Source organism: Pseudomonadota bacterium (genome assembly GCA_016711215.1).
In the GTDB taxonomy this organism is placed as follows: domain Bacteria; phylum Myxococcota_A; class Polyangia.
This window is the reverse complement of the sequence record JADJTL010000002.1, coordinates 142,814-169,578: the sequence shown is the minus strand read 5'-3', so window position 1 is coordinate 169,578 and position 26,765 is coordinate 142,814. Positions and strand designations below refer to the sequence as shown.

Below are 26,765 nucleotides of genomic sequence, written 5' to 3'. Positions count from 1 at the left end.
GCCCGCGCGCTCCCCGCTGCCCTCGTGCCTCGCGCCTCGCCACGCTGAGATGGGCTAGCTGCGTTCAAGCGTGCAAAAGGCGCCGCCTCCACGCGTCGAAAGCGGCCTCGGCGGACGCCGTCCTGGACATATTGCGTCCCGAATCTGGCCCCTGTCGCACGCACCTTCGCGCTGCGCACACGCTCTGCACCGGCGCGGCAAGCCTCCGGAAAGCATCAACCCGGGTCTGGTCCGAGCTCACAGGCGCGGCAAGCCTCCGGAAAGCATCAACCCGGGTCTGGTCCGAGCTCACTTGCTTGCTACACGAGAGGGTCCGAGAGCGTGACAACATCCGTATAACCGGCTATACGCAGAACGCCCACGTGGAGGTGCCCGTGAGAGACGCCGCTCAGTTCTTCAAGGTTCTCGCCGAGGAGGCTCGGCTCAAGATGCTGTGGCTCCTGTTCAACCACCGGGAGCTGTGCGTTTGCGACATCATGGCGGCGCTCGAGATCACGCAGTCGAAAGCGTCGCGGCACCTCTCCACGCTGCGGCACGCCGACCTGGTCACCGACCGCAAAGATGGGCTTTGGTCGTACTACGCACTCCGTCCAGTCGAGGACGCGATGGCGCGTGAGCACCTCGAGCTTCTCCAGGCGAGCTTGGCCAAGCGGCCGGATGCCATCCTGTTGCTCGCCAAACTGCACGCGTCGCTGGAGGCCAAGAACCGCGCTGCGCTCTGCGCCCAGGGCAGCGTGTGCGCTACCGCGAAGAAGACAACGAAGAGGGTGCGGCGAGCGCCGCCAGAAAGCGTCACCCGATGAGCGCCGAGTCCGCTGCCGCAGCCGGCGCCCACGCCGAGCACGTCGCGAAGCGCCTGTCCTTCCTGGACCGGTACCTCACGCTGTGGATCTTCGCCGCCATGGCGACCGGGGTCGGCGCCGGCTACCTCGTGCCGGGCGTCGTGCCCTTCATCAACCACTTCAACGTCGGTACGACGAACATGCCCATCGCCATCGGGCTCATCCTGATGATGTACCCGCCGCTGGCGAAGGTTCGCTACGAGGAGATGGGGCCGGTCTTCCGCAACCCCAAGGTCCTGGGGCTCTCGCTCGTCCAGAACTGGGTCATCGGCCCGATCCTGATGTTCAGCCTGGCCGTCGTCTTCCTGCACGACAAGCCCGAGTACATGGTCGGCCTGATCATGATCGGCCTCGCCCGCTGCATCGCGATGGTCATCGTCTGGAACGACCTCGCCAAGGGCAACTCCGAGTACTGCGCCGGGCTGGTCGCGTTCAACTCGATTTTCCAGGTGCTCTTCTTCTCGGTCTACGCCTACGTCTTCATCACCGTGTTGCCGACCTGGTTCGGCCTCCAGGGCGTGGCGGTCCACATCACCATCGGCGAGATCGCGAAGAGCGTCTCCATCTACCTCGGCGTTCCGTTCTTGGCCGGGCTCATGACGCGGTTCTCGCTCATCAAGGCGCAGAGCAAGGACTGGTACCACACCAAGTTCATTCCGAAGATCAGCCCGATCACGCTGGTGGCGCTGCTCTTCACCATCGTGGTGATGTTCTCGCTCAAGGGCGAGAAGATCGTCGAGCTGCCGCTCGACGTGCTCCGCATCGCCATCCCGCTGCTCATCTACTTCGTGGTGATGTTCCTGGTGTCCTTCTTCCTCTCGAAGAAGGTCGGGGCGACCTACGGCCAGGCGACGACGCTCTCGTTCACCGCGGCGTCGAACAACTTCGAGCTGGCCATCGCGGTGGCGGTCGCGACCTTCACGATTGGCCACGGCGCGGCCTTCGCCGCCGTCATCGGACCCCTGGTCGAGGTGCCCGTGATGATCGGGCTCGTCAACGTCGCGCTCTGGCTCGGTCGCAAGTACTACGGCAGGCAGGAGGTGGCGCGATGAAGGGCGTCCTCTTCCTCTGCGTGGCCAACTCGGCGCGCAGCCAGATGGCCGAGGGCATCGCCCGGGCGCGCTTGCCTCCCGAGGTGAAGGTGTGGTCGGCGGGCTCTCGCCCGACCAACGTCCGCCCCGAGGCCATCGCCGTTTTGAAAGAGATCGGCATCGACATCTCCGCTCACCGCTCGAAGGCCGTGGCCGAGATTGCGGCCGTTGAGGTCGACACCGTCATCACCCTCTGTGGCGAGGAGGAGTGTCCGCTCTTCCTCGGCAAGGCCGAGAGGCTTCACTGGGGGCTGCCCGACCCCGCGGCGGTCACGGGGTCCGAGGCCGCACGTCTCGCCGCGTTCCGGGAAGTGCGCACCGAGCTGCAGCACAGGGTCAATTGCCTGGCGGCTGACGCCGGCCGGCGAGGTGACTCACGATGAGCAAGAAGACCCACGACGAGAAACACGACAAGCTGCGCGCCGCCGTGCGTGACCAATACGGAGAGGTCGCCAAGGAAAGCTCGAGCTCCTGCTGCTCGCCGGGCTGCTGCGCGCCCGCGCCGAATGCGAGCCTCGCGCTCGGCTACTCTCCCGAGGAACTCGCCAACGTTCCCGAGGGCGCCAACCTGGGGCTCGGGTGCGGTAACCCGCAGGCCATCGCCGCCCTGCGCGCGGGCGAGACGGTTCTCGACCTCGGAGCAGGCGGCGGCTTCGACTGCTTCCTGGCGGCGAAGAAGGTCGGCGCCAGGGGTCGCGTCATCGGCGTCGACATGACGCCTGAGATGGTGCAGAAGGCGCGTGCCAACGCCCGCAAGGCAGAGGTGCCAAACGTCGAGTTCCGGCTCGGGGAGATCGAGCACCTGCCCGTAGCGGACGGCGAGATCGACGTCGTCCTGTCGAACTGCGTCATCAACCTGTCCCCGGACAAGGAGGCGGTCTTCGGCGAGGCCTTCCGGGTGCTCAAGCCCGGTGGTCGCCTGGCCATCTCGGACATCATCGCCACGGCACCGATCCCCGAGGAGCTGGCGCGAAACGTCAAGGCACTCACGGGCTGCATCTCCGGGGCTGTGCCCGCGGAGAAGGTGCGGGAGATCCTGAAGGCGGTCGGCTTCGACCAGGTCCGGGTCGATCGCAAGGAGGAGAGCCGCGCGGTCATCCGCGACTGGTTCCCCGGGTCCGGCGCCGAGAAGTACGTCGTCTCCGCGACCATAGAGGGGACCAAGCCGCTGCGATGAGCACCCCCGCGCGACGCCTTTGGCTCCTCCCGGTGGTCAGCGTGCTCGCGGCCGGCGGCGCATGGTTCTCCGCTCATCGTCGGAGTGCCACGCTTCCAGCCGTCGTCGCTGTGGCCAACGGTCGCCCGAAGCTCTTCGACTTCGGGATGGGCGTCTGCGAGCAGTGCAAGAAGATAGAAGATGAAGCCGAGCATTGAGCGCGCGTCGCGCCAGCACGGAGCTGCTGTCGAGGTTCACCTGCTCGACATCCGGGACGAACGCAACGAACAGCTCGCGGTCCGATACCACAGGCGTGCGAGGCCGCTCATCGTCTTGGCCGACGGCGCGGGGAACGAGCTCTGGCGGCACGAGGGCTTCGTGGACTTCCCCGAGCTCTCGCGGGCCGTCGAGGAAGCGCTGGTGCGCAGATGACGACGATGGAACAGCCGACCACCCAGGCGGCCCTTTCCGCGACCCAGGCGCTGCCCGCTCGGCCCAGCGTCGTGCTCCGCGTGCTGCTGATGCTGCTGGTGCTGCTGGCGGCCGCGGTGTGGTGGGTGCTTTACCGGAACCTCGAAGCGCTCGCGAAGTGGCTCACCTACGGCGTGTTCTCCCTGACCACCGGGAGCCACCTCGCGCCCGCGGTCGAGTTCTTCATCTTCGAGGCGCCGAAGGTGCTGATGCTCCTGACCGTCGTCGTCTTCGGCGTGGGCGTCGTGCGCTCGTTTTTCACCCCGGAGCGCACGCGACGACTGCTGGCCGGCAGGCGCGAGACGGCTGGCAACGTCCTCGCGTCGCTCTTGGGCGTCGTCACGCCGTTCTGCTCGTGCTCTGCGGTCCCGCTCTTCATCGGCTTCGTGACCACCGGTGTGCCGCTCGGTGTGACGTTCTCGTTCCTGATCTCGGCGCCGATGGTGAACGAGGTCGCGCTCGTGCTGCTGTTCGGATTGTTCGGCTGGAAGGTGGCCGCGCTCTACATGAGCACCGGGCTCGTGATCGCCATGGTGTCCGGCTGGGTTATCGGACGGCTGCACCTCGAGCGCTGGGTGGAAGGCTGGGTGTACCAGACGACCCCGGGGGCCGTTTCCGGCGGCGTGGAAGAGGCGTTGAGCTGGAGCGACCGCGTTCGCTTCGGCCGCGATGCGGTCAAGGACATCGTGGGCAAGGTGTGGCCCCACGTCCTGGCGGGCATCGCCGTGGGCGCTGGCATCCACGGCTACGTCCCCCAGGACTTCATGGCCTCGATCATGGGCAAGGGAGCCTGGTGGTCCGTGCCGCTCGCGGTGCTGATCGGCGTGCCGATGTACTCGAACGCCGCCGGCATCATTCCCGTGGTGCAGGCGCTGCTCGGCAAGGGCGCCGCGCTTGGAACGGTGCTGGCGTTCATGATGTCAGTCATCGGGCTCTCGCTGCCCGAGATGGTCATCCTGCGCAAGGTGCTGAAGTGGCCGCTCATCGTGACCTTCGCGGGCGTCGTTGCCATCGGGATTTTGATAGTCGGAGGCGTGTTCAACGTGGTGCTTTGAGGAGTCGAAGATGGACGTGAAAGTGCTGGGAACGGGCTGCGCCAAGTGCAAGAAGCTCTACGCCGAGGCCGAGAAAGCCGTCGCCGCGTCGGGGGTCGCCGTGTCGCTCGTGAAGGTCGAGAAGATCGACGAGATCATGAAGTTCGGCGTGATGACGACCCCGGCCCTTGTCGTCGACGGCGAGGTCAAATGCTCGGGCCGTATTCCGCAGGCGCCCGAGATCGTGTCGTGGCTGACCACCGCCGCCGCGAAGAACGAGTGACGCGTGTTCGCGACCTTCGTCGGTAACGCCGGCCAGTACATCCAGACGAGTCCGTGGCTGGCGGTCGTCGCCGTCTTCGTCGGCGGGATGCTCACCGCGTCGAACCCGTGCGTGCTCGCGATGATCCCGCTGATGATGAGCTTCGTCGCGGGCCGCCGCGAGGAAAGGCCCGGCGTGCTGCGCGCGTTCCTCTTCTCGTCCGTGTTCGTCGTCGGCCTCGGAACAACGTTCACCGTGCTTGGTATGGTCGCCGCGCTCGCCGGCAGGATGTACGGGGAGGTGTCGAGCACCTGGAACTGGGTGGTGGCGGCGGTCTGCGTGCTCATGGGCCTGCACCTCACCGGACTCGTGACCGTGCCGATCCCCTCGCTCGGAGGAAGGCTCCAACCGAAGACGCGTGGGCTGCTCGGAGCGCTGGTCCTCGGGCTCCTGTTCGGCGTGGTGTCGGCGCCGTGCGCGGCGCCCCTTCTCGTGGTGCTGCTGACCTACTTGGCCGGGTCCGGGGCATCCATCCCGTATGGCGGGCTCCTGCTGCTCGTCTACGCCCTCGGCCACAGCGTCCTCATCCTGCTCGCCGGAACCTCCATGGGAGCCGCGCGAACGTTGATCGAGAACAAGAAGGCTACCCGCACGTTCGAGGTCCTTCGCCGTGCGGCCGGCGTCCTGATCATCCTTGTGGGCGCGTATTTCGCTTATCGGGGGCTCGCGTGAAAGGAAGTGCGATGCGCATCGCCATGCTCGTTTCGCTCGCCCTGACCTTGGCCGTGGTGGCCTGCGAGCGCACCAAGCCTGCTCCCAGGCAGGCCGTAGCCAGCACCTCGGCCGCGACGACGAACGGCCCCGCGACGGTCGCGAAGATCGTGTTCATCGACAAGGAGAACGCTTGCGACTGCACGCGCAAGCGGATCGAGGACACCTGGGCGGCCATGCAGGCTGCGCTCGGGACGCCCGCAACGCTGCCGGTCGAGCGCATCCACGTCGACACCCAGACGGCGCAGGCCGAGGCCTACACGATGTTCAAGCCGCTCATGGTGCCGCCCGGCGTCTACTTTGTCGACGCGAGCAACGGGGTGATCGAATTACTCCAGGGCGAGGTGACGACGGAGCAGATCGCGGCAGTACTGAAGGTACGCGGCCCCAACCCTCGCGGCCCCAACCCGGTCGCGGCCAGGGCTAACCGCGCGGGATTAGGCAGCGGGGGGCTGGGCACCTCGTCTGCAGACGTCCCGGCGCTGTATGAGCCTGCCGCGGCCCGCAATCGCCGGTGAGACGGGACGCCCCAGACGGGACGCCCCAGACGGGACGCGACGGGACGCCCGACGGGACGCCCGACCCGGGTTGATTTGACGCGAAGGGGACGCGACGGGACGCCCGACCCGGGTTGATTTGACGCGAAGAAGATGGGCGTTGCTTCACTGAAAAGGAATGCGATGCCCTTCTCCGGAAATCCAACGTTGCGATAGAAGTCTGGGTCCAGACGCTGGCGCGTATCGTCGCGGCGGGGACTGGGCGGACCTGGCGAGCGAGCGGTCGCGCCTTGATCAGAGCTGCGCTCGATGGCTCCACGCGCGCGGGTGGTTCCGGACACGAATGTCGCGGTCGAGGGGGCATGCCTCGCTCCGCGGCGCCCCAACGCTGCACTCAACTCATCGGAAACCCTGCAGCGACCGTCTGGCGCGCCGCTTGCTCTTGCCGCAGAAAGGGCCTGCAAGGCCCTTGAGGAGATGGTCACATGATTCGCGCCCGAGCGCCGCTGGTCTGGATGTCCTTATCGCTCACGCTTGGCGCCTGCGTGTACCTGCCGCTTCCCCACCATTGATCCCTCGCAGCGGCCAAAGAGCCGGCCTCGGCGCGACCGTTGGCGGGAGCTACACACCGATGCGTGCTGGGTCACCCTTCCCGATGGTCGAAGCGTGAAACTGCTCCGGCATGGGCAGGGCGCTGTACCTGCGGGCGAGCCGTACTTCTTCGACCCGAGGGTCGCCTTCACCCAGGCGCTAAGCCAACGCTGGAACTACATCGTGCACTTCAGTCTCGCCGGCTGGGGCGCAGAGCTACGCTGCGCGCTCAACAACGCCGAGGCAGCGGCGCCGCTGGTCCTCAGGCTCGGGGCTCAGAGCGATGGCCTGGCGGGGCTGATTTCCGAGGGCTTTGCCTGGGAGGCACGAGCGGGGCTCTCAGCCCAGCCACGATTGACCTCATGGCTTCGCGCCCTCGTCGGCGTCAGCGCTACCTTCGGCAAACAACGGCGGGTCCTGGAGTCGCCAGACGAGGCGAGACACCCACTGGCCTGTCGCCACGGATGCTTCTTCGACGGCTTCAACGTGCTACGCAACGAGACGCGCCTGGAGTTCGAGCCCGGGCTCTCCTTTGACTTCAGTCGAGCGCGATTCGTCGTGGCGGCCCAGCCCTTCTACGTCGTTCAGGCCGGTCGCATCAGCGACTCGTGGTGCACCGGCTGCGCCGACGGGGCGCAACTGCACGAGCTATCAGGAAACTGGGGCACGACCTTTACGCTAACCGCGTACTACGGCATTCCGGCTTATGGATAACCACGAGCTGCTGCTCCAGCGCGTCCCCGTGCCGCATCCCGCCCGGCGCCGCACCCGGCCCGGCGCCGCAGTCGGGTTGACGATTGGTCGATTGGGTTGACGATTGGCCGATTAATGGCGTCTCACCCGGGTTGATGATTGGCCGGGGTTGATGGTTGGCGATGGGGTCCGACGCCCCGCCCGCGCGGGAGGATGCTGGAGCATTGGCGAAAGGGCCAGCCTCCGGCGGGGGCGGCCCGCAGGTCGGACAGAAGGCGCAGCGCTTAGGGCTAACCTCGCGGGATTAGGCAGCGGGGTGATGGGGACGTCGTCTGCCGACATCCCGTGGCAGGATGATCCTGCCGCGGCGTGTGATCGCCGGTGAGACGCTGATCGTGACGCGCCGCTGCGCGCAGCGGCAGTTTCTGTTGCGGCCGTCGGCGACGGCTAACGGCATCATCGGCTACTGCCTGGCTGTTGCTGTGGGCTTGGTGACCGAGCACCATCACTGGCCCGGGATCATCAGCCAGCCTGCGTGACTCGGGCGCCGAGTTCTTCAAGCAGCCCAGGCGCCTCTTCCGAGAGCAGAGCCCGCTGCCGGCAGCGGCAAGGCTGACGGTAGAGCCGCTGCCTGCGTGCGCGTCGCTGCAGACGGAGCCGTACCTCGCGCCGCTGAGGGACGCGATGTCAGGACGGCCGAGGCGCGCGCGCACGCGAGGCGGCGCCTCGCGCCCAAGCGCCCGAAGGGCCCCGGATGGCCGGAGGCGCGGGGAAGGCCAGCTGCGGAAGGTTCGGCCGACGCGGTGGGTGGGGCGCGCCGGCCGAAGTCGGACCGGCGCGCGGGGAGGTCAGGCTATTGGCAGGTCAGGACGGTGGCCTGTGCGGGGACCGCAAAGTAGCTGCCTGCTGTCCCGCTTCCGAGGTTGCCGTAGGAGTTGTTCCCCCAGCACCAGAGGCTCCCGTCGCTCTTCCGCCGGGCGCACATCTGATGCTGTCCAACGAGGTCAACAGCGTCGCTGCTCAGGCCGGAGACCTGATTCGGCAGGGCGTCGTAGGTCTGGAAAGAACCGCTGCCCAATTCACCCTTGGCGTTGTTGCCAAAGCACCAGGCCGTGCCGTCGTTCTTGCGCGCGCAGGTGTGATACGTCCCAGCCGCGACCTCGACGACGCCCGTCAGCCAGTAGTCGGCGAGGATCGGCACGTAGCTCTTGGCCACGCTAGGAGCGCGTGGGTACGAATTCATCCCGCCGCCGATCTGGCCCTTCATGTTGTCGCCCCAGCACCAGAGCGTGCGGTCGGCCTTGATCGCGCACGTGTGGGTCTCACCGAGCGCTACGCCGAGGACGCCCGCGCTGAGCCCGCTGACGAGCACCGGCAGGGTGCGATTGATCGTCGTGCCGTCGCCGAGCTTGCCGAGCGCGTTTTCGCCCCAGCACCAGAGGCTCCCGTCGGCGCGGCGCGCGCAGGTATGATAGGCGCCGCCGACCACGTCGACGGCGGTCGTGCCGAGCGCCGTGACCTGTAGGGGTACGGTTGTCGAGCTTGGTGTCGAGCCGACGCCGAGCTTGCCGTTGCTGTTGCTGCCCCAGCACCAAACCGTCCCGTCAGTCTTCTGAGCGCAGGTGTGCTCGCGACCGAGGGCGACCTTCTCGACGCCGCTCAGGCCGGCCACGGGCGAGGCGTAGGGCGTCGAGGTTCCGGGCTGCCCGCCCCAGCACCAGAGGGTACCGTCGCGCAGCCGAGCGCAGCTATACCCCTTGGTGTTGTTCGCGACGCCGTGCACGGAGAGCACACCGAGCAGCGGCTGCCAGTCGGACTTGATGACCTGCACCGGCGTGGTCGAGTCGAATGTCGAGTTGTTGCCCAACATGCCGTTGCCATAACCCGCTGCAACGTTGCGTCCCCAACACCACGCCGTGCCGTCTGACTTGGCGACGCAGCTCGTGTAGTTGGTGGTCGAGACGCTGGAGGCACAGCAGAAGCTACCGACGTCGCAGCTGCTCCAGGTCGGGCAGCGACGCTGCGCGCTGTCGTGCAGGTTGAGGCCGATGGTGAAGGGGTTGCCGGTCTTGATGTCGAAGGTGGTGCAGCCGCTGACGGTCTTCTGCGCCGCGGTCGGAAGACCCCAGTCGGCCGCCCAGCTACAGCCATTGTACGGGTTGGCATACCAGTCGTTGACCCACAGCTTGGGCAGAATGGTTTGCTCGAGCAGGCCGTCGGCGGCGACGTCCGGATAGAGCTTGTAGCCCACCTCGCACTGGTTCAGCTCGGCGGCGGCGAAGGCCTTGCCGCCGGTGATGTTGGCGTTCTTGTAGGGGCTGACGTAGACGCCATTGCGGTTGGTGGCCGTCTTGAGGGCCAGCGCGCCCAGGTAGGCGGCTTGTTTGCTCGTGATGTTGTCCACGTGCTTGTCGCGGGGATTGAGGTTCCAGGCCTCATCGAGGGCATAGCCGGTTTGGCTGCCCGTCGGAATGCGTTCAGCGATCGACCCGAGGCCGCCGTTGAGGAACTCGAAGTGGCGGGTCCAGGTGTTGGCGCCCCAGGTCAGGCTCGAGATGAAGAAGGGTCGCGGCGACTGCGTGCCGCTCTTCAGGGCGTAGCCGGTTACACCGTCGGCGAGCATGCCCTTGCCGCAGAAATACTTGGCCACGCCGTCAGCGGGATCCTTGAGCTTGAGGCACATGTAGCGGATGCCGCCCTTCGCGCTTGTGACCTCATAGGTCTTGAGCGTCGTGCTGCCGATCGGGGTCGGGCTGAGGAAGAAGGGCCGATAGCCGCGGTCGCCACAGGCCAGTCCCCGACCCGAGAACACGCGGTAGACCGTGGGCGTGCTGCCCTCGGTAATCGTGACCCTGACCTCGGTGTTGGTGACGTCCTTCACCACCTCGAGCTGGTCCTTGACGGTCAGGAACTTGGGCAACACGAGGTCGACCGCCGTGCCGTTCGGCAGCGTGTAGGGCAGGCGCGTGGCCGGGCAGAGGTTGTCTATCTGCTGGAAGGTGTAGTCGGAGAAGCTCTCGATCACCGTGCTCTGCGCCAGGACGCTGCCGACGTTGACGCTGTTCATCGCGTTCATCGCGTTCATCGCGTTCATCGCGTTCATCGCGTTCATCGCGTTCATCGCGTTCATCGCGTTCATCGCGTTCATCGCGTTCATCGCGTTCATCGCGTTCATCGCGTTCATCGCGTTCATCGCGTTCATCGCGTTCATCGCGTTCATCGCGTTCATCGCGTTCATCGCGTTCATCGCGTTCATCGCGTTGGAGGCGTTCATCGCCGCTTGGCCGCGGCTCGCCACGGGCGGGCTCAGCTCGGTGTCATCGCTCAGCGGCGCCCCGCATCCTGCGGCCAGCAAGGCCAGCCCGGCCCAGGTCGCCATCGCGCGCAGTGGCGACGCTCGTTCCCGATATGTTTGTGTTTGCATCATGGTGCTCTCCTGGGGTGACGGACCAACATAAAGGACATACGCGCAGAGTAATCTGGGAAGCCAAACTTTTGCCAGCAATAATAATATGCAACCTGTAACACGTTGTTGCAAATAGCATATCAGGCACAGATCGTGGGTTCAGAGCACCCCTCCGCGCGCGTTGGCCGACCGCCGCGCGCAGAGCGCAAGCTTCCGTAACTGCTGAGTTATACTTCACTCCACGGACCGCGGAGCTCCAGGTTTCGGTTGAGGCTGCGCGGCTTTAGCTCGAGAGTTCGGGTGCACAGAAATCTCTGCCTCGTCACAGGCCTGCACCAACGCGTCAAGCCGCCCCGCTGCGAGCGATTGGGCGTAGCGGCCGGCCCGATCCTTCCTGCCGACTCCATCGTGCCGGATCCTGAGCTAGCGGCGCATCCTTGACACGACACGGCGTGGTAGGCGCGCCCGTGGGGCCAGCCCTCGGGCGGGGCCCCCAGAGCATGTGTCCGCGTCGCCGGCGCTTGCGTTTGGCAGGCCTCTGCGGCAGCCTTCGTCGCTCTCACTGCCCCCAGCCCACCTGTTGCTGACCGGAGGTCGCGAAATGGGAACCCATCGCCGCTCGCGCAAAGCGCACGGACTGCTGCTGCTCACCGGCCTTTCGATCGGCTGCTCGGACGCCGGTGGCGGCGCGTCGGTCGACGGCGGCCTCTGCCCCGGGACGGGCACGGGGACCCTGACGGTCAACGTCACCGGACTGCCCGCGGGTGTGGACGCCAAGGTGACCCTGACGGGCCCAGGCGGCCCGCAGCACCTCATCGGTTCGCAGACCCTCAGCGGGAGCGCGGCGGGAGCCTATGAGATCGTCGCCGAGCACGCCGTACAGACCGATGCGATCGTCCGCACCGTCTTCGCTGCGAGCATCGCCGCGGCGCAGCAGCGGATTTGTCTGGGCACCGCCGGCAAGACCGTGGACGTGAGCTACGCGCCCCTCGCTGCGAGCAACAAGCTCTGGATCGCCGTGAGCAACGCCCCGGGGGATGCCGGGACCCAGGGCTTCGCCTCGTCAGTATTGGCCGCCGCGGGCGCTCCGGCGGCCAGCGTGGCGATAACCTCCGGGGCCGGCCGCAGGCTGGCGTTTGACCGCGACGGCAACCTCTGGGCCAGCGGTGGCACCACCGCCGATCCGCATCTCCTGCGCCTGCCGGCCACGACGATGGGGGTCTCGGGCGCGCGGGAGCCCGACCTCAAGATCAACCTCACGGGCCTCGACTGCCTGCCGGCGATCAGCGGCCTGGCCTTCGACCACGATGGCGCGCTTTGGGTCGCGTCGGCCTGTAAGGGTCGGCTCTTCAAGCTCAGCGCGGCGCAGCTTGGCGCGTCCGGCGACCCGACGCCGACGCGCAGCATCGACTTCGCCGCCGTCATCACCTTGGCCTTTGACCGCAGCGGAAATCTCTGGGCCAGCACGGGCGACGAGGAGCTGGCGCGCTTCGACGCCGCGGACCTCGGCACGGCGTCGCCCAGCCCCAAGCTGGTGCTCAAACCAAAGCGCACCGCGGGCGGTGCCGCGCTGAATCCCGGTCTGCTGGCCTTCGACGCCAACGGCGACCTCTGGTCGACGGACTTCGGCGGCAACGTGATCTTTCGACTGCCGCAGGCCGAGCTCGTCGGGGCGGCGGCATCGAGGGAGGTCGTGCCGCCGGCGCAAATCACGCTCGGCGTGTTGGCGCTAATCGAGGGCATCGCCTTCGACGAAGGGGGCGGCCTCTGGGTCACCCATAGCCAGGGCAAGGTCGCGCGCCTCTCGCCGGCTCAGCTCGGCGTCAGCAGCGGGGCGGGCGCACCGACGACGCCCGAGCGCATCATCGCCGGCGCCAGCCTCGGCTACGCCGAGGACCTCGCCTTCTTCCCCGCCCCAGCCGCCCTACCGCTCTACAGCGCCCTGCCCTGAGAGAAAGATCCAAGAACCCTCCAAGAACCCCGACCCGGGTTGATGATCCAAAAAAGAACCCCGACCCGGGTTGATGGGTTCGAAAGAAGAACCCCGACCCGGGTTGATGGGTTCCAAGAAGAACCCCGACCCGGGTTGATGGGTTCGGGATACGCGCGGTCAGGGTGCACCGGAGGTGCGACGCGCGAAGGTGCGAAAGAAGAACCCCGACCCGGGTTGATGGGTTCGGGATACGCGCGGTCAGGGTGCACCGGAGGTGCGACGCGCGAAGGTGCGTGACAGGGGCCAGACGCGGGACGCGATTGACCACGACGGCGCCGACTGACGCTGGTTTCAGGCGCGTGAGGCGGCGCCTTTTGCACGCCTGAACGCAGCTAGCCCATCTCAGCGTGGCGAGGCGCGAGGCACGAGGGCAGCGGGGAGCGCGCGGGCCGCGTGGACCTGGCCTCAGGGTGCCTGGGCGCAACAGGCGCCGGCGTACAGCCGCAGCGCGTAGGTGCCGAAGGGAAAGGTTGCGCCCCGGTCGCCCTCGCGCCAGCGCAGCCAAGCATCGCGGTAGCCCGCGACGAAATCGCGCAGGCGTTGCAGCGCTTCGATGCGCGCCCACTTGTTCCCACCGGCCACCCGGGGACTCATTTGACGCCTTGGCTCCGGCCGGCGTGGCGCGTCGAAGGCCGACTGCTGCAGCACCGCCCGGCGCCCCAGCACGCCCCTGCCCTCCACGCGGCGCTGCTCTGCAAGCGCGAGTTCGCGCGCGGCGACCGCGTCCCTCAGTAGCGCGACGTACTGCGCCGCCGGCAGCGCCGCGTACGCTGGCAGCGGGGCTACCGTCAAACTGGCCTCTGCTGGCAGCGGCCCCCGCTCACGGAAGAAGCGCTTCGGCCGCTTGAAAGACTCGGCGCGCCCGATCCGCGCCGGCCGGCTGATCAGCCCCGGCCAGTAATGGTGCTCTGTCACCAGGCCCGCTGCCACCGGGTTGGTCAGCGTGTAGACGACCTTGGCGAGCTGGGCCTCGCCATCGACCAGGCGCACCACCGACGGGGGCTCGCTCGCCCAGAGGTTCTCCCAGCGTCCCCAGTGCGCGTTGAGGCACTTCGCCGTGAATTCGAAGAGCCAGCGGAAGAACTCCGGCCGCGTTCCGCGGACGTCGGTGACCACGAGATGCAGGTGATTGGAGAGCACGCAGAAGGCGTGCACCCGCACGCCATAGCGTTCGGCCGCCACCGCCAGGCAGTAGCCGATGATGCCGTTGACCGCGCCCGACGGCCGCAGCAGAAACTGCCGCTGCGCGCAGCGGCGCGTCACCATCAGCGTCTCACCAGCGATTACAGGCCGCGGCAGGCTCATGTAGCGCCGGGGCGACTGCAGACGACGTGCCGATCATGCTGCCGCATGATTCTGAACGGTTAGCCCAAAGCGCTGCGCCTTCCGTCCGACCTTCGGTCCCGGTTCCGCCGGAGGACCGGCCCTGGGATAGGCCCGCGCATCAACCCGGGTGCGGCGACGCGGTTGCGACGCGGTTCTCGCATCAACCCGGGTGCGGCGACGCGGTGCGACGCGGTTGCGACGCGGTTCTGTGTTGTCTGTTGGTCATCAACTAGCCATGAACGCTTGGCCTATCAATCCGGTGCGCGAGCTGCGCAGGGCAGCGACGCCCACCCCGAGGACGCTGCATGAACGCGTCAGACTGGGGCATCGGGGCTCCAGGCGCGCCCGGCTCACCACCGGCCAAAGGGCCAGAGATATCAAGCAGCGGGCACAGCAGCGGGCTGTCGCCCGGAGCCGGCACGGCAGGTGCAGACGCCAGAGCCTCGACCATGGCCCGTGCGCAAGCAAAGCTTGGCGCGCCAGTGGAAGACTCTGGGGCATGAACAAGGAGCTCCGACGATGCCCGTGCACGCCCGCTCGCCGCTGACCACAGGCCACACTTCTTCCCAACCTCGGCGAGTTACCGATGCGCGCGCCTTGAGCAGAGGCGTTGGTCGCTCAGTGCAGAGAGCGCTGCTCCTCGTCGTTACCCTGCTAGGCGCCGTGACAGCCTGTAGCGACAATGGCCGCCCACTCAACGACGCTTCGCTTCGCTTCAACGACGCTAGGGGTCGCCCCGACCTGCGAGTGGCGATCGCGACCGCGGTCGATGGCGGCGTCGCGCGTGATGCGGGCAGCCACGATGGCGTCGCGCGTGATGCGGGCAGCCACGATGGCGTCGCGCGTGATGCGGGCAGCCACGATGGCGTCGCGCGTGATGCGGGCAGCCACGATGGCGTCGCGCGTGATGCGGGCAGCCACGATGGCGTTGCGCGCGATGCGGCCGGCGCAGATGCGGCGGTCGGCGGGTCTCCTCAGCCCGATGCGTCCTCGGTGAGCTACAGTAATCAGACGCTGAACAGCCTGATCGCGCTGCTCTCGGCCAAGGGCGTGGCAATCAGCCGGGGCCGCGATGAGGTTGTTCTGCGGTTTCTCGACGAGAGCGAGACCCGCTTTCACGCGCCCGAACGCCTGGACCTGGTCGGGGTGCGCGAGCTCAAGCGGGTGGTCATTCGGGGGCAAGGCAAAGGCAGGACCATCCTGGACTTCAGCGCTCACCTGCAGCTGCCGGGCGGGGCGGCCTTTACTGTGCGCGACTCCAGCGCGGAGCTTCACGTGTCCGACCTGACCATCCGCGGGGCGTACAGCGGCTGGGTCGATCGGCAAGCAAGAGTGCCGCGGACTGATGCCGATGGTCTGAGGCAGGACGCCGGTCGCTGGAACAAGGCGCTGCTGGCCCAGGGCGAGGGCACGATCCTCGTGGCGTCGGGCGTAGAGGTGCGGGGCTTCTACTATGGTCTGACGGCCGAGAGCCTGGCGACGATGCAGGGCTCGGACGTTCGGGTACTCGAAGCAGGCGATGCGGGCTTCTTTACCTACAGCGGCGGGAAGATGTTTCTGGCAGGGGCGGTGGCCGCCTACAGCGCGGACCTTCCGCGGCGCCTCGGCTACGGCTTTGTCGCAGAGACGGCCGATCACGGCCGACACTACGGTGACTGTGGCACGGACAGGGGAAGCGAGAGCTATCACGCCTGCCTCGTGGTTGCGGCCGCGCTGATCGATGACCGAGAACGGAGCACCATCGAGGCGACCGAGGCGGTCAGCCATGACAACTTGAGCGGTGGCTTCATGGCGAATCTGGGCGGCCGAATGACCGTCAACGGCGCCCTAGCCTACAACAATCAGGGCCGGGACGCGGAGGGAAGGCCGCTGACCGAGACGCAGCTATCCGGGGACAAGCCGAATGTCTATCCGGCAGGCAGCTATGGGCATGGCATCGGCTTCGACGCGCGCTATGGCAGTCGGATCACGGTGCACGATGGCAACGCCTTCAACAACGCGATTGGGTTCTCAGCCTGGAGAGACTCGGAGATGGGGGCCAACCGCGCTGCGGCCTGGAACAACCGTGCCTATGGCTTCCATGCAGTTCATCGCGGTCGCATCGACGCGCGCTCGAGCAAGACCTTCGGCCCCTATCAGGAGTACGGCTATGCGGTCGACGAGAGCAGCTCGATGATCAGGGTCGACGGTCGTCAGTTCGACGACGACCTCCCGCCCTTTTGTCTGAGGACGCCGTACCAGCAGTGCTATCAGGTCACGCCGGAGAAGCAGTCCCACCCCACGCTCAACCCGGTCAGGTCCTTTAGCGACGGAGAGGCTCACCTTGGCCTGTTCGAGCTCCAGTGATCCAGTGATCCGGCGAACTCTCAGTCGCAGAGCTGTGCCCCGCTGCCGCGGTGCCCCGCTGTCCCCGGCCGGGCATGAAAGGACGCGACGCCGGTCCCTGGTCCCGTAGGTGTTGAGCTGTGCCGCTTCCAGGTTTGCCGCACCATAGGGGAGTTGAAGCGCGCGCTGGCCGTACCGCAGGCTCGACCGGTGGTCGGCTCGCCGCCGAGCTCTTTTGCTTTGCCTACGAAACCAAGCGGCTCCAACTGCGCCAACGCTACCCAGCGCTGGATGAGCGCCAGCTCGACCAGCGGGCCTATGCGCTGATCGAGCGCGGAGGCATTCCCTATCGGGTCGTCCGGTCCGTGGCCGCCATGATCTACCGCGAGCCGCGGATGACCCAAGACCTCGACCTGGTGCTTGAGCTCGCCCCGGGCCAGGCCAAGCAGCTGCCGGCGCTCTTTCCCGAAACCGAGTTCAATCGCCCGCCCAGCGAGGTGGTGCCTGGCACCCAAGCTCCGGCGGTCAGGCCCAGGGCTCGTAGGGGTGGGCGAAGGATGCGGCATCGAGCGCACCGGCAGGCTGGGCTCGTTTACCAACGAAGGTTTGCCTGAGCTGCCAGAGGTCCCGCGCCGGGAGTGCTGAGGTCCCTCACGTCCGCGGTCTCTTACTGGGGCTCCCGTGTTCGCTGCGGAGCGCCCCTAGCTGGGCGCGCCGAGGTTCAGCAGGCCGCTCGTGCTCCGCCGCGCGGGCCTGGCATCCTGGGCCGGGCCGCCCTCGGGCAGCACGACATTGAGCTCGAGTACCTCGCAGTCGCCGCGCCGGTCGAGGTTGACCGAGACGCGCTCGAGGTCGATGCTCTCGTACTTGGCGATGACCTGCAGCAGCTCCTGGTGCAGCAGCGGCAGGTAATCGCGCGTGCCAGCGCGGTTGCGCTCGCGCGCCACGATGATCTGCAGCCTGTCCTTGGCCACCGACGCCGACTTGCGACGACCCCGGTAGAAGTAGTCGAGAAAGCGCATGGTCCCCCTCCTAGCCGAATAGGCGGCGGAAGATGCCGCGCTTCTCGTCGTCGATGAAACGGTGCGGGCGCTCCTGACCGAGGAAGCGGTACACCACGTCGAGGTAGGCCTGAGCGGCCTCGGTCGTCTCCTCGAGAATCACCGGCGTGCCCTGATTCGACGCCTGCAACACGACACTCGACTCCGGGATCACCCCGAGCAGCGGGATGGCCAGCAGCTCGAGCACGTCCTCGACGCTCAGCATCTGTCCCTTGCGGGCCCGCTGCGCCGAGTAGCGCGTGATCAGCAGGTGCGTCTTTACCGGCTCCAGGTCGAGCTCGGCGCGCTGGGTCTTGGCGTCGAGCAGTCCGAGCACGCGGTCCGAGTCGCGCACCGACGAGACCTCGGGGTTGGTCACGACCAGCGCCTCATCGGCGAAGTACATCGCCATCAGCGCGCCCTTCTCGATGCCGGCCGGCGAGTCGCAGATGATGTAGTCGAAGCCCTGGCTCTTCAGCTCCTCGATCACCTGACCGACGCCGGCGAAGTCCAGCGCGTCTTTGTCGCGCGTCTGCGACGCGGGGAGCATGAAGAGCCCCTCGACGCGCTTGTCGCGAATGAGCGCCTGGCTCAGCCTGGCCTCGCCCTTGGTCACGTTGACCAGGTCGTAGACCACGCGTCGCTCACAGCCCATGACGAGATCTAGGTTGCGCAGACCGACGTCGAAGTCGATCGCCACCGTTTTATAGCCGAGCAGGGCGATACCGGCCGCTACGCTCGCGCTCGTCGTGGTCTTACCCACGCCGCCCTTGCCCGACGTTACGACGACAACTCGTGCCACGGGGAGCCTCCTTGGTGCGGCGCTGCTGTCCGACAGCGCAGCGCCGAGTCCATAAAAGGCGAAAAGGTGATCGCGCACAAATTTTCTGCCGAAAAATTTGCGCCAGCCCGCGAACTGTGTAGGCCGATGTAGGTCGAAAGCGGTGCGTTGGACGCTTCAGGTCAGAGCGGGCGGAAGATCAGCTCGCCGTCCTGCAGGTGAATCTGCGTCGGCTTGCCGCGAAAGCGCTCGGGTAGGCGATCGGCTGGGAGATACTCGCCGGCGATCGAAACCAGCTCCGCCTCGAGGCTGCTGCAGAAGATGCGCGCCGCCTGATTGCCATGCGCGCCGGCGAGCGCGCGACCGCGCAGCGCGCCGTAGACGTGGATATGACCGTCGGCGATCAGCTCGGCACCGGCATTGACCGGGGCCAGCAGCACGAGATCCCGCTGCGCCGCGTAGATCACCTGGCCGCCGCGCGCCGGCTGCGTCAACAGCATGCCACCGAGCGCCTCTGCCGTCGCCAAGACCGCGGGCAACGGGGCTGGCTCGGCCACAGCGCGGGGGCGGGTGCCCGAGGGTGGTGGCGGCGTGGCGTCGTGGGCCTGGGCCTCGGCTGGCGCCGACGCCGCGGTGCCACGGGCTGCTCGCGCCGTCGGCGCTGGCGCTTCCGCGCTCGCGCCGACGCTCGCCGGCGCCTCCGCAGCCCCGCCCATCCCGCGCGCGGCGGGTCCGCGCAGCAGTCCGAAACCCGCGCTCGCCGCCTCGGCCTCCCGCTCCACGGCCAGATGACGAAGGGCCACGGGCACCAGCCGATGCCGACGCAGGAGGGCCGCCAGCTCGCCAAGCTCGACGCGTGCAGCAGCCTCGCCCAGGGCCTCGAGGTCGACCACGACGGGCGCTTGTTCGAAGAAGCGCGGCAGCTGCGCGACCTGGACGCCGAGTTGGGCCTCGACGCGGGACAGCTCGGGGACGAGCAGCCGGATCACTGTCAGGCTGGCGACAGTGCCCTTGAGCTCGAAGGCTGCGGGCCGCGCGGGCGCCGCCTCTTGATCGCTGGCCATCGCCTCTCCGCAGAACGCTGAATCAGAGGTGCCGGAAGAAGCGGCATCTTGCTGGCAACCTTTCCGCCGCGTCAAGGACGGTGCCAACCATATGCCGACCGCATGCCGACCCGGCGCCGACCCGGTGCCGACCCGGTGCCGACCCGGTGCCGACCCGGTGCGGACCCGGTGCCGACCGGCTGGAAGCGGTCGAAATCGCCGCCGGCTCGGGCGCGATGCTAGAGTCGGGCGCGAGTGCGCCGCGGGGGCGCCCTTATAAGGTCGCCATGCCGTGCCGATTGCCGTCGACGCTGTCGCCGAGTCAGAGACCGTCGGGCGGCCTCCGTCCCCGGCGGCTGCGCCTCGACGCGTCCGCCGGGCTGCTGGCAGCCTCCGTGGTCATCCTCGCCTTGGCGCTCAGCGCCGGCTGTCGCGGTCCACGGGCGCTGCCCTGGCGGGCCACGCTGGCACCCTTCTTTGACGGCGCCTGGCCGCTTCCCTTCGTTCCCCTGCCGCGAGCCGCGTGGAGTCGCGCCGATGAGACGCTCTTCCTGCAGCGCATCGGCTATGCCGAGGTCGTGGCAGTCGGGGGTTTCCGGCTGGTCTCACGCGTCACGCGCGACACGCGCCTGCTTCGCATCGTGCTCGACTTCGAGGCCGACGAGGTGCTCCTTGGGGGCCTCGAAGGCGGCGCGCGCCTGCAGCGGCCGTTGCGACTGAGCCTCGGGCCGCGCTGGCCGGGCTTTGCGGTACTGGCGCGGGGCGCCGCGGAGCCGCTGGAGGGTCGCTACCTTTTGCTAATGCGGCACGGGCCGAAGCCCTCCGCGGCGGCGACGCGGATCGCGGGTTGGGAGGCCTCGCTCTGGCCCCCGCCCCCGGCAGCGGCGCCGCGCCGGCGCTTCGCCCTCTACCGCGCCGAGTCCTCCTTGCTGGCCTACGCGCGCGCCTTCTATCGCTCACTCAAGCGGCGCCATTGAGACGCAGCGCCGCGCGACCCGCCGTCGGCGCGCTCCGCGTTGCGGGCATGATCGCTCGCTGCGCCGTCGGCGCCCGGCCGCTCCAAGGCTGCCGAGGATCCCAGCGAGCTGGCGCGCTGCAGCGTGAATTCGTTAAGCTGTGGCGATGAACAACGAGCTGTCGGGGCGAAACCGCGAGGCGTACCTGCGCTTGCGGCGAGAGTTATCACACGCCAGCGGGGCCGAGGGCGCGCTGATCGACCTGGTCCACGCCGAGCCGGACGGCGCCGCCGGCTGGGTCGAGCAGGCCAGAGCTGAGCTGCGCGAGGCCCTGGCGCGCGGGCGGCTGGTCGAGGCGACGCGCATCGGCGACCTGATCGCGGCGGTCTTCCGCGTCTGGGAAGGTGAGGGCAAGCCCCTGCGCTCGGGCAGCACGCGCTTCATCGCCGGGCTCGGGCAGCTCAGCGAGGCGATCCAGCGCGTGCTCGACTGCGACTACGCCGCTGCCTCCACCGGCCTCGCGGCGTTGGTCTATGACGACGAGGTCGATCCGACGCTGCGCTGGGCGGCCGCCCTCTGGCGGTCGCGCCCGGCGGCCGAATGTGGTGAGCTCGACGAGGCGTTGCGCCTCGCGGCTCGAGCCCTCGAGACGGCCGAGGCGCTCGGCCAGCAGGCCCGCGCCCTGACCATGGCGCACCTCGCCGAGCTGCAGACGCTGGCTGGGCAGCACGATCTCGCGCGCAGCAGCCTCAAGCACGCGCAGCAATGCCGGGAGCTGGCCGAGGAGCCACGCGCGCTCTCGTTGCTCCTGCTCAGTCGCGCACGGCTCGAGGCGGCGGCGGGGCAGCAAGTGGCCGCGGCCGACTTCGCGGCGATGGCTCGTCAGGCCGATCCGCAGGCGCCAGAGCCCGTGCTCTTTCTCGCTGAGCAGGCCCTGATCGCCGAGGACCTCGACGAGGCGGAGTGGGTGCTCGGGCTCTTTCCGCATGTCGAGCCGATGCCGCTGGAGATCGCGCGTGCGCAACACCTGGTCGAGCTGGCCCGTCGCGATGAGGTGCCGGAGCAGGCGATCAGTGCCTACTGCCGACTGCGCGGTGGGCCCCTCGGGGCGGAGCGTCTGGCCGAGATCGAAACGCTGGCGCGTCGGGCACCGTATTTTGTCGAGCTGCGGGAGCTGCTGGCCTGGACGCGCCTCAAGCGCGGCGATGTGCAGCAGGCGGCGCAGGAGTTCGAGGCGCTGAGCGGTCACGATAATTTGCCGCCGCACGTGCTGACCTCGGTCAGGCTCGGCCTGGCGTGTCTAGCGAATCTCAACAACCGCGAGCGCCAGACGGGCATCCGGCTGCAGGCGATCGCGTCGGTGACGACGCTGCCGGCGCGTCTGGGAATACTCGCGCCGGCGCGGGAGCGGAGCGACACGCCCGCGGGCGTGCCGGCGGGCGGCGCGCTGGCTGGCGACGCGGCCGATGAATTCGAGGCCGCGGGTAGCCTGCCCTTGGATACGACCTTCGTCGGGCCGCTGGCGCGGCGGCTCGAGCGCGTCCTGCGCGGCGGGGCGGCGGCGGCCGTGCGACCGGCGGCCTTCACGGGCACGCTCGACGCCCTGGGGTTGCCCGAGCTGCTCGATTTTCTGCGCGTCAGCCGCCGTACCGGCACGCTGGTGATCAGCGCGAGTCAGGGGGTGGGCGCGATCCACCTGCGTGCGGGGATGATCACCGGCGCGGTCTCGCCGGGCTCGGCGAGCCTCGGCCACCGGCTGGTGCAGCGTGAGCTGATCGCGCCGCGCCAGCTCGCCACGGCGCGCCGCCTGCAGCGCCGCGAGTGCCCCAACGAGCTCTTGGGCGTGATCCTCGTGCGTCAGGGTGTGGTCGAGGCGGAGGCCGTTCGTGCCGTGCTGGAGGAGCAGGCGCTCGCCACGCTCGTGGAGCTGATCGGCTGGACCAGCGGCTGCTTCGCCTTCGACCCCGATCCGCAGGCCCTCACGCCGCGCCCGGCCGTGCCCAGCGATCTTGCGCTCGACACCCAGGGGCTCCTGCTCGACGCGCTGCGCCTGGTCGACGAGGCCGCGCGCTGATCAGCCGGGCTGCGTTATCGCCAGCCGGGCAGTCTCCAGGCTGAGCGCGATCGCCGCCGCCTCGGTCTGCTCGCGCTGCGCTGCCTCGCCGAAGGGCGTCTCGTCGCCGACGACGCCGAGGATGCACCCGGCCCAGAGCGCCTCGCCGCTGCCGCCACCGTAGGCCTGGGCGAGGATGAAGAGGTGCGCGGCCTCCATCTCGCTTGCCAAGATGCCTAAGGCCCTGAGCTGCGCCCGGTAGCGCGCGTGCTCCTCGGCGCGCGGGCCGGCCCCGAGCTCGCGTGCGTAGAGAGAGTCCTTGGTGTGGACCAGCCCGACGTGAACCGTGGCCGCCTGCGGCAGCGCTGCCGCGGCGCGTTGTGCGGCCTGCACGAGCTGCCAGGCGGCGACGGCGGGTAGCTCGAGCGGGGCGTAGTGAACCGAGGTCCCCTCGTCGCGCACGGCGCCCGTCGCGATCACCAGGTCCCCGGCCTTGACCCGCGCCGGTTGCAGTGAGCCGGCCGTGCCGACGCGCAGCAGACGGCGGGCCCCAAGCCGGATCAGCTCCGTGACGATGATATCGACGCTCGGACAGCCCATCCCGGTGGAGACCGTCGCGACGTCGATCCACTGGTCGCCGTGGCGCAGCCGGCCGCTGAAGACATCGTGACCGCGCGGGCTGGAGAAGCACACCAGATCTTCGAAGTGCTCGGCGATCGCGCGGGCCCGCGTCGGCGAGCCGGGCAGAAAGACGAAGCGCCCCCCGGGCTGGTCGCTATGCAGCGCCGCCGCGTCGATGGTGAGGTGCTCGGGTCGAAAGGGCTTCATGGTTCGCTTCCAGCTCAGTGGCGCAGACGGAGCAGCGTCACGTGGTCCTCGACCTCCGGCAGCGCCAGCGCGCGATCGACGCCGCGTGGGGCGCGGGCGAGCGCGGCCTCGACCGTGCGCACGGTCAGCCTGATGTCGCTGAAGAGCGCATGGATCGCCAGCGTTGGTCCGTGGTAGCGATGCGCGATCGCCTCGCCCAGCTCATGCAGTCCCGCGGCGCGGCTGATCGGCACGGCCGCGGGGTCCGCCTGCGGATCGCCCCAGGCCGGGTAGTACCAGTAGACCCGGCGCTGCGCATCGACGGCGAAGAGCAGCAGATAGGCCCGCTGCCCTGGGTTGCGGTAGGCGAAGGCGAGCTCGGCATCGGCAGCGAGGCCGTCGCGCACCGGGGTGGATCGCGCGCCGGCCACGATCGCGAAGATCTCCAGCGCCGGCGGTGCCGCGCTGACCCCGCGAGCGGTGAAGGACTCCGCTCGATCGCCGGCTGCACGTTGCCCGCCGCCCCCCGTCATCAGCGGCAGCCGCTGGCTGATCAGCAGGGCCACGAGGCTCGCCGCCGCCGCTGCGCTTACCGCCCCCCAGAGCAGCAGCGGTCGCCGGCGGTGCCGCGGAACCGCCAGGCCGAGTCCGCGCGCCAGCCGCTCCTCGCCACCAAGTGCCCGGGGATCGAGCCGGGCCAGGAGCTGGCGCCGCTCGTAGTAGGCCCGTGCCGCCGGATGGTCGGGAAGCTCGGCGCGCAAAGCGCGCTCCGCGCTAGGGCCCAGACCGCCAGCGAAGTGCCGGTCGATCATGCGTCGCAGGCGCCGCGGCAGCGCGCTGCCCGGCGAGGCGCTCGCCTTCCGCTCCACGCCGCTCATCGCTCCGCCCCTCCGAGCAGAAAGCGCTGCAGCAGCCAGCGCAGCCGCTGCTCCTGATACGCCAGGGTGGTGCGGTGCATGCCGAGCGCGCGCGCCGCGTCGCGCTGGCTGAGTTGTCGGATGAAGCGTGCCTCGAAAACGGCTGCCCACTTGGCGGGGAGCTGCTCGCGGCGAAAGCGGTCGATCAGGCGCTCGGCCTCGCTGCGCTCAGCCTCGCGGAAGGGGTCGCCGTCGACAGCGACCGGCTCGCTGCCCGCCTCCGGCAGCGGTCCCTCGCGTCGGTGCCGGCGCTGGAAGTCGATCGCGCGATGCCGCCCCAGGGTGCGCAGCCACGCGCCCAGCGAGCCACCCTTGAAGCTTGCGCGCACTGTTTGCTGCGAGAGCAAGGCCAAGAACACCTCGTGGATGACGGTCTCGCGATCGGCTCCGCCAAGAATGGTCCCGCAGGACTGCTCGACCGTCCGGTAGTGGTCGCGATAGCACGCGGCCAGCACCTCACGGTCGCCGGCGTGGAAGCGCGCCAACCACTCCGCTTCCGTCGCCGCATCATTGCAGGCCGCACTCATCGCCAGCGAATTACATGGCAACGCGCGCGAACAAGCAACCATCATGGACCGTAAAAGCTAAACGCAGCGCGCTGCGCGGCGGACCAAAATTCTTCGAGAGCGGTGCCCGCGCGGCTCCAGGCGACGCTCCGGCGGCCGCGCCGAGGCTCAGCGCGGAGGCTCTGCTATGCCGCCCGCGAGGCGCGATTGATCAGCTGGCCCTGGCCATGGTTGATCGGCGCCGCTCGCTCCATGGATAATGCGGGGCGCTCGCCCGAGCGGGCGATTGGTCCGGAGCGCGGCCCGCGGGCGTTATCAGGGCGCGAGCGCGAAGGTCGGGCGCGCCTCGCGGAGAGGGAGCAGGGTTGGCAGGGCGAGCCTTCTACAGCAAGCGAAGCGGTGCCAGCGGCGGCGTGGCCCGCGTCCTGGCCCTGGCGCTAGCCCTGGCGGCGGCTACAACGGCGCGGCGAGCCTCGGCGGTGACGCCCAGCGTCGTCCCGCGGGCCGCGGCGGCGCTCGGCACCGGCACCGGCACCGGTTCCGGCACCGACCCCAGTCGCTTTGCGCTGATCATCGGTGTCAACCGCGCCAGCGACTCCTCGCTGCCCGAGCTGCACTACGCCGACGACGATGCTGCGCGCTACGATGCGCTCTTTCGCGCGCTCGGCTTTCGCACCTTCTTGCTGACGCGCTTCGACGCCAACACCGAGCGGCTGCATCGCGACGTGGCCGCCGAGGCCTACCGCCCGCGGGGCGGAGAGCTGAGTGCGGCCGTCGCCCTGCTCGCGAGCGCGGCCAGCCGGGCCCACGAGCAGGGCCAGCGCGTCTTGCTCTATGTCGTCTACGCGGGTCACGGCCAGGTCGAGCGCAGCGAGGGCTTCGTGCTGCTCGAGGATCGCCGCCTCTCGGGCGCGATGCTGCGCCGCGAGATCATCGAGCGCGTCGGCGCCGACGAGACCCACCTGATCGTCGACGCCTGTAACTCCTACTACCTCGCCTACAGCCGCGGACCGGGCGGCCGGCGACGCCCCTACCGCGGCTTCGCGCAGCTAGAGCAGGCCTTTCCCGATCAGCGCGTCGGGCTCTTGCTCTCGACCTCGACCGCGCGTGCCAGCCACGAGTGGGAGGGCTTCCAGGCGGGCGTCTTCAGCCATGAGGTGCGCTCGGGCCTCTTCGGCGCCGCCGATGCCGATCGCGACGGGCGCGTCAGCTACCGTGAGCTGGTGGCCTTCGTGGCCCGCGCCAATCAGGCGATCGACAACGAACGCTTTCGCCCGCAGGTCTTTGCCCGGCCACCGCGCGGCGTCTCGGCGCTGCTCGACCTGCGCTCGGCCCATCGCACGATCGAGGTCGCAGCCCGCTTGCATGGGCGCTACGTGCTCGAGGACGGCCGGGGCGTACGGCTGGCTGATTTCCACAGCGCTCCCGGACAGGCGGTGCGGCTCGTGCGACCCGCGGGTCCCCAGGTGTTGTTCTTGCAACGGCTGGGCGCGGCGAGCGACGAATATGAAATCCGCGACGCGGGCCGCGTGGTGCAGCTCGCGGCCCTGCAGCCGCGACCGAGCGCCGTGCGTGCCCGCGGTGCCGCGCATGAGGCGTTCCAGCGCGTGTTCTCGCTGCCCTTCGACGAGGGCTTCGTCCAGCGCTTCGTTTGGGTCGATCCCGCTGCCGCTGCGGCCGAGCGAGGGTCGCGGGTCGCGCTCCGGCGCTGGCTCGGTTGGAGCGCGGTCGGCACGGGCGTGGCGGCGCTGACGGCCGCCCTTGCGCTCTCCGGGCGCGCTGCGTCGCGCTCCAGCAGCGATAACGACGCGCTCTCGCAGCTCGAGGCGGCCGCGCGCAATCGGGAACTCACGCGAAGCGAGCGCGCCGCGGCGCTGCTCTATGGGGTGAGCGGCGCGGCCCTGGCCGGTGGAGCTTTGGCGCTGCTCTGGCCACGGTGGTTTCGCGCGAGTCCGTCGCGCACCGCGGGCGTGGCGGGCGCGGCGCTCTTGCCGGCGGCTGCGGGATGGACGCTAACGCTCGAGGGTAGCTACTGATGCTGGAGGGCAGCTCCTGATGCAGAGGCGGCGTCATGGCCAGAGGCGGCGTTGCGCCAAGCGCGCGTCGCAGCGCGACGCGAAGCGGCCGAGCGCGCGGCCCGCACAGCATCCTCGCCCTACGCGCGGGGTAAGCGCGAGCGGCCTGGTTAGCGCGCTCCTGCTCGG

Annotated in this window: 26 protein-coding genes; 18 read left to right on the top strand and 8 right to left on the bottom strand. The window is 69.0% G+C overall.

All coding sequences use genetic code 11. The annotated features are described in order from the left end of the window. Nucleotides 1-374 precede the first annotated feature (374 nt). From IPL40_05840 to IPL40_05785, 12 genes are all read left to right on the top strand, one after another. A complete protein-coding gene (locus IPL40_05840) occupies nt 375-803 on the top strand; it encodes a metalloregulator ArsR/SmtB family transcription factor (GenBank protein MBK8480681.1) in 429 nt (142 codons plus the stop codon). Next, nucleotides 800-1,894, top strand: coding sequence for an ACR3 family arsenite efflux transporter (gene arsB / locus IPL40_05835; protein ID MBK8480680.1), 1,095 nt, complete (start codon nt 800-802; stop codon nt 1,892-1,894). The genes IPL40_05840 and arsB overlap by 4 nt, the downstream gene beginning before the upstream one ends. Next, nucleotides 1,891-2,316, top strand: a complete 426-nt coding sequence (locus tag IPL40_05830) for an arsenate reductase ArsC (protein MBK8480679.1) — start codon at nt 1,891-1,893, stop codon at nt 2,314-2,316. The genes arsB and IPL40_05830 overlap by 4 nt, the downstream gene beginning before the upstream one ends. Further along, nucleotides 2,313-3,110 carry an arsenite methyltransferase gene (gene arsM / locus IPL40_05825; protein ID MBK8480678.1) on the top strand — a complete coding sequence of 266 codons (798 nt, stop codon included), beginning with the start codon at nt 2,313-2,315 and terminating at the stop codon, nt 3,108-3,110. The genes IPL40_05830 and arsM overlap by 4 nt, the downstream gene beginning before the upstream one ends. Continuing rightward, nucleotides 3,107-3,307 carry a hypothetical protein gene (locus IPL40_05820; protein MBK8480677.1) on the top strand — a complete coding sequence of 67 codons (201 nt, stop codon included), beginning with the start codon at nt 3,107-3,109 and terminating at the stop codon, nt 3,305-3,307. The genes arsM and IPL40_05820 overlap by 4 nt, the downstream gene beginning before the upstream one ends. Continuing rightward, nucleotides 3,291-3,521 (top strand): hypothetical protein, encoded by a 231-nt coding sequence (locus tag IPL40_05815; GenBank protein ID MBK8480676.1) that lies wholly within the window; start codon nt 3,291-3,293, stop codon nt 3,519-3,521. The genes IPL40_05820 and IPL40_05815 overlap by 17 nt, the downstream gene beginning before the upstream one ends. Nucleotides 3,522-3,526: 5 nt before the next feature. Beyond that, complete coding sequence (locus IPL40_05810) at nt 3,527-4,615, top strand: permease (GenBank protein ID MBK8480675.1); 1,089 nt, start codon at nt 3,527-3,529, stop codon at nt 4,613-4,615. Between the two features lie 10 nt (nt 4,616-4,625). Next, nucleotides 4,626-4,877: a TM0996/MTH895 family glutaredoxin-like protein gene (locus tag IPL40_05805; protein MBK8480674.1), complete on the top strand. Its 252-nt coding sequence runs from the start codon at nt 4,626-4,628 to the stop codon at nt 4,875-4,877. A gap of 3 nt (nt 4,878-4,880) precedes the next feature. Further along, nucleotides 4,881-5,588, top strand: a complete 708-nt coding sequence (locus tag IPL40_05800; GenBank protein MBK8480673.1) for a cytochrome c biogenesis protein CcdA — start codon at nt 4,881-4,883, stop codon at nt 5,586-5,588. A gap of 11 nt (nt 5,589-5,599) precedes the next feature. Then, nucleotides 5,600-6,145: a hypothetical protein gene (locus IPL40_05795; protein MBK8480672.1), complete on the top strand. Its 546-nt coding sequence runs from the start codon at nt 5,600-5,602 to the stop codon at nt 6,143-6,145. Nucleotides 6,146-6,790: 645 nt separating this feature from the next. After that, nucleotides 6,791-7,429: a hypothetical protein gene (locus tag IPL40_05790; GenBank protein ID MBK8480671.1), complete on the top strand. Its 639-nt coding sequence runs from the start codon at nt 6,791-6,793 to the stop codon at nt 7,427-7,429. Between the two features lie 332 nt (nt 7,430-7,761). Further along, nucleotides 7,762-7,947 carry a hypothetical protein gene (locus IPL40_05785; protein MBK8480670.1) on the top strand — a complete coding sequence of 62 codons (186 nt, stop codon included), beginning with the start codon at nt 7,762-7,764 and terminating at the stop codon, nt 7,945-7,947. Between the two features lie 314 nt (nt 7,948-8,261). Here IPL40_05785 and IPL40_05780 read toward each other — a convergent pair whose 3' ends face one another. Then, nucleotides 8,262-10,832 (bottom strand): hypothetical protein, encoded by a 2,571-nt coding sequence (locus tag IPL40_05780; GenBank protein ID MBK8480669.1) that lies wholly within the window; start codon nt 10,830-10,832, stop codon nt 8,262-8,264. Nucleotides 10,833-11,415: 583 nt separating this feature from the next. Between IPL40_05780 and IPL40_05775 the strand changes: the two genes are divergently transcribed. Further along, a complete protein-coding gene (locus IPL40_05775; protein ID MBK8480668.1) occupies nt 11,416-12,765 on the top strand; it encodes a hypothetical protein in 1,350 nt (449 codons plus the stop codon). A 447-nt stretch (nt 12,766-13,212) separates the two neighbouring features. Here IPL40_05775 and IPL40_05770 read toward each other — a convergent pair whose 3' ends face one another. Further along, nucleotides 13,213-14,112, bottom strand: coding sequence for a hypothetical protein (locus tag IPL40_05770; protein MBK8480667.1), 900 nt, complete (start codon nt 14,110-14,112; stop codon nt 13,213-13,215). Nucleotides 14,113-14,880: 768 nt separating this feature from the next. Between IPL40_05770 and IPL40_05765 the strand changes: the two genes are divergently transcribed. Beyond that, on the top strand, nt 14,881-16,479 hold the full coding sequence (locus IPL40_05765) for a hypothetical protein (GenBank protein MBK8480666.1): 1,599 nt from the start codon (nt 14,881-14,883) through the stop codon (nt 16,477-16,479). A gap of 119 nt (nt 16,480-16,598) precedes the next feature. After that, nucleotides 16,599-17,072, top strand: coding sequence for a hypothetical protein (locus IPL40_05760; protein ID MBK8480665.1), 474 nt, complete (start codon nt 16,599-16,601; stop codon nt 17,070-17,072). A gap of 87 nt (nt 17,073-17,159) precedes the next feature. Here IPL40_05760 and minE read toward each other — a convergent pair whose 3' ends face one another. From minE to minC, 3 genes are all read right to left on the bottom strand, one after another. Continuing rightward, nucleotides 17,160-17,480 (bottom strand): cell division topological specificity factor MinE, encoded by a 321-nt coding sequence (minE, locus tag IPL40_05755; GenBank protein MBK8480664.1) that lies wholly within the window; start codon nt 17,478-17,480, stop codon nt 17,160-17,162. A 10-nt stretch (nt 17,481-17,490) separates the two neighbouring features. After that, complete coding sequence (gene minD, locus IPL40_05750) at nt 17,491-18,300, bottom strand: septum site-determining protein MinD (protein ID MBK8480663.1); 810 nt, start codon at nt 18,298-18,300, stop codon at nt 17,491-17,493. 161 nt (nt 18,301-18,461) lie between these two features. Next, entirely contained in the window at nt 18,462-19,343 is an 882-nt protein-coding gene (minC, locus tag IPL40_05745) for a septum site-determining protein MinC (GenBank protein MBK8480662.1), read from the bottom strand. A 266-nt stretch (nt 19,344-19,609) separates the two neighbouring features. On the opposite strand from minC, the gene IPL40_05740 reads away from it, so the two are divergent. Continuing rightward, nucleotides 19,610-20,299 carry a hypothetical protein gene (locus IPL40_05740; GenBank protein ID MBK8480661.1) on the top strand — a complete coding sequence of 230 codons (690 nt, stop codon included), beginning with the start codon at nt 19,610-19,612 and terminating at the stop codon, nt 20,297-20,299. A gap of 145 nt (nt 20,300-20,444) precedes the next feature. Then, entirely contained in the window at nt 20,445-22,352 is a 1,908-nt protein-coding gene (locus IPL40_05735) for a DUF4388 domain-containing protein (protein MBK8480660.1), read from the top strand. On the opposite strand, the gene IPL40_05730 is transcribed toward IPL40_05735, so the two are convergent. From IPL40_05730 to IPL40_05720, 3 genes are read right to left on the bottom strand one after another with little or no spacing between them, the layout of a single operon-like run. Further along, the gene (locus IPL40_05730; protein ID MBK8480659.1) at nt 22,353-23,159 is read right to left on the bottom strand and encodes a uridine phosphorylase; all 807 of its coding nucleotides are present in this window, start codon (nt 23,157-23,159) and stop codon (nt 22,353-22,355) included. 14 nt (nt 23,160-23,173) lie between these two features. Continuing rightward, nucleotides 23,174-24,016, bottom strand: a complete 843-nt coding sequence (locus IPL40_05725) for a hypothetical protein (GenBank protein ID MBK8480658.1) — start codon at nt 24,014-24,016, stop codon at nt 23,174-23,176. Next, entirely contained in the window at nt 24,013-24,582 is a 570-nt protein-coding gene (locus IPL40_05720; GenBank protein ID MBK8480657.1) for a sigma-70 family RNA polymerase sigma factor, read from the bottom strand. Before IPL40_05720 ends, IPL40_05725 begins: the two co-directional genes overlap by 4 nt. A gap of 344 nt (nt 24,583-24,926) precedes the next feature. On the opposite strand from IPL40_05720, the gene IPL40_05715 reads away from it, so the two are divergent. After that, nucleotides 24,927-26,597, top strand: a complete 1,671-nt coding sequence (locus IPL40_05715; GenBank protein ID MBK8480656.1) for a hypothetical protein — start codon at nt 24,927-24,929, stop codon at nt 26,595-26,597. Nucleotides 26,598-26,765: the final 168 nt, after the last annotated feature.

What these genes read in the sequence shown, in the direction of transcription:
- IPL40_05785 (MBK8480670.1), top strand. Translation starts at nt 7,762, where the DNA reads ATGATCCTGCCGCGGCGTGTGATCGCCGGTGAGACGCTGATCGTGACG.
- IPL40_05805 (MBK8480674.1), top strand. Translation starts at nt 4,626, where the DNA reads ATGGACGTGAAAGTGCTGGGAACGGGCTGCGCCAAGTGCAAGAAGCTC.
- IPL40_05735 (MBK8480660.1), top strand. Translation starts at nt 20,445, where the DNA reads ATGAACAACGAGCTGTCGGGGCGAAACCGCGAGGCGTACCTGCGCTTG.
- IPL40_05780 (MBK8480669.1), bottom strand. Translation starts at nt 10,832, where the DNA reads ATGCAAACACAAACATATCGGGAACGAGCGTCGCCACTGCGCGCGATG.
- IPL40_05770 (MBK8480667.1), bottom strand. Translation starts at nt 14,112, where the DNA reads ATGAGCCTGCCGCGGCCTGTAATCGCTGGTGAGACGCTGATGGTGACG.
- IPL40_05830 (MBK8480679.1), top strand. Translation starts at nt 1,891, where the DNA reads ATGAAGGGCGTCCTCTTCCTCTGCGTGGCCAACTCGGCGCGCAGCCAG.
- IPL40_05720 (MBK8480657.1), bottom strand. Translation starts at nt 24,582, where the DNA reads ATGAGTGCGGCCTGCAATGATGCGGCGACGGAAGCGGAGTGGTTGGCG.
- IPL40_05810 (MBK8480675.1), top strand. Translation starts at nt 3,527, where the DNA reads ATGGAACAGCCGACCACCCAGGCGGCCCTTTCCGCGACCCAGGCGCTG.
- IPL40_05740 (MBK8480661.1), top strand. Translation starts at nt 19,610, where the DNA reads ATGCCGTGCCGATTGCCGTCGACGCTGTCGCCGAGTCAGAGACCGTCG.
- arsB (MBK8480680.1), top strand. Translation starts at nt 800, where the DNA reads ATGAGCGCCGAGTCCGCTGCCGCAGCCGGCGCCCACGCCGAGCACGTC.
- minE (MBK8480664.1), bottom strand. Translation starts at nt 17,480, where the DNA reads ATGCGCTTTCTCGACTACTTCTACCGGGGTCGTCGCAAGTCGGCGTCG.
- IPL40_05725 (MBK8480658.1), bottom strand. Translation starts at nt 24,016, where the DNA reads ATGAGCGGCGTGGAGCGGAAGGCGAGCGCCTCGCCGGGCAGCGCGCTG.
- minC (MBK8480662.1), bottom strand. Translation starts at nt 19,343, where the DNA reads ATGGCCAGCGATCAAGAGGCGGCGCCCGCGCGGCCCGCAGCCTTCGAG.
- arsM (MBK8480678.1), top strand. Translation starts at nt 2,313, where the DNA reads ATGAGCAAGAAGACCCACGACGAGAAACACGACAAGCTGCGCGCCGCC.
- IPL40_05730 (MBK8480659.1), bottom strand. Translation starts at nt 23,159, where the DNA reads ATGAAGCCCTTTCGACCCGAGCACCTCACCATCGACGCGGCGGCGCTG.
- IPL40_05775 (MBK8480668.1), top strand. Translation starts at nt 11,416, where the DNA reads ATGGGAACCCATCGCCGCTCGCGCAAAGCGCACGGACTGCTGCTGCTC.
- IPL40_05815 (MBK8480676.1), top strand. Translation starts at nt 3,291, where the DNA reads ATGAAGCCGAGCATTGAGCGCGCGTCGCGCCAGCACGGAGCTGCTGTC.
- IPL40_05820 (MBK8480677.1), top strand. Translation starts at nt 3,107, where the DNA reads ATGAGCACCCCCGCGCGACGCCTTTGGCTCCTCCCGGTGGTCAGCGTG.
- IPL40_05795 (MBK8480672.1), top strand. Translation starts at nt 5,600, where the DNA reads ATGCGCATCGCCATGCTCGTTTCGCTCGCCCTGACCTTGGCCGTGGTG.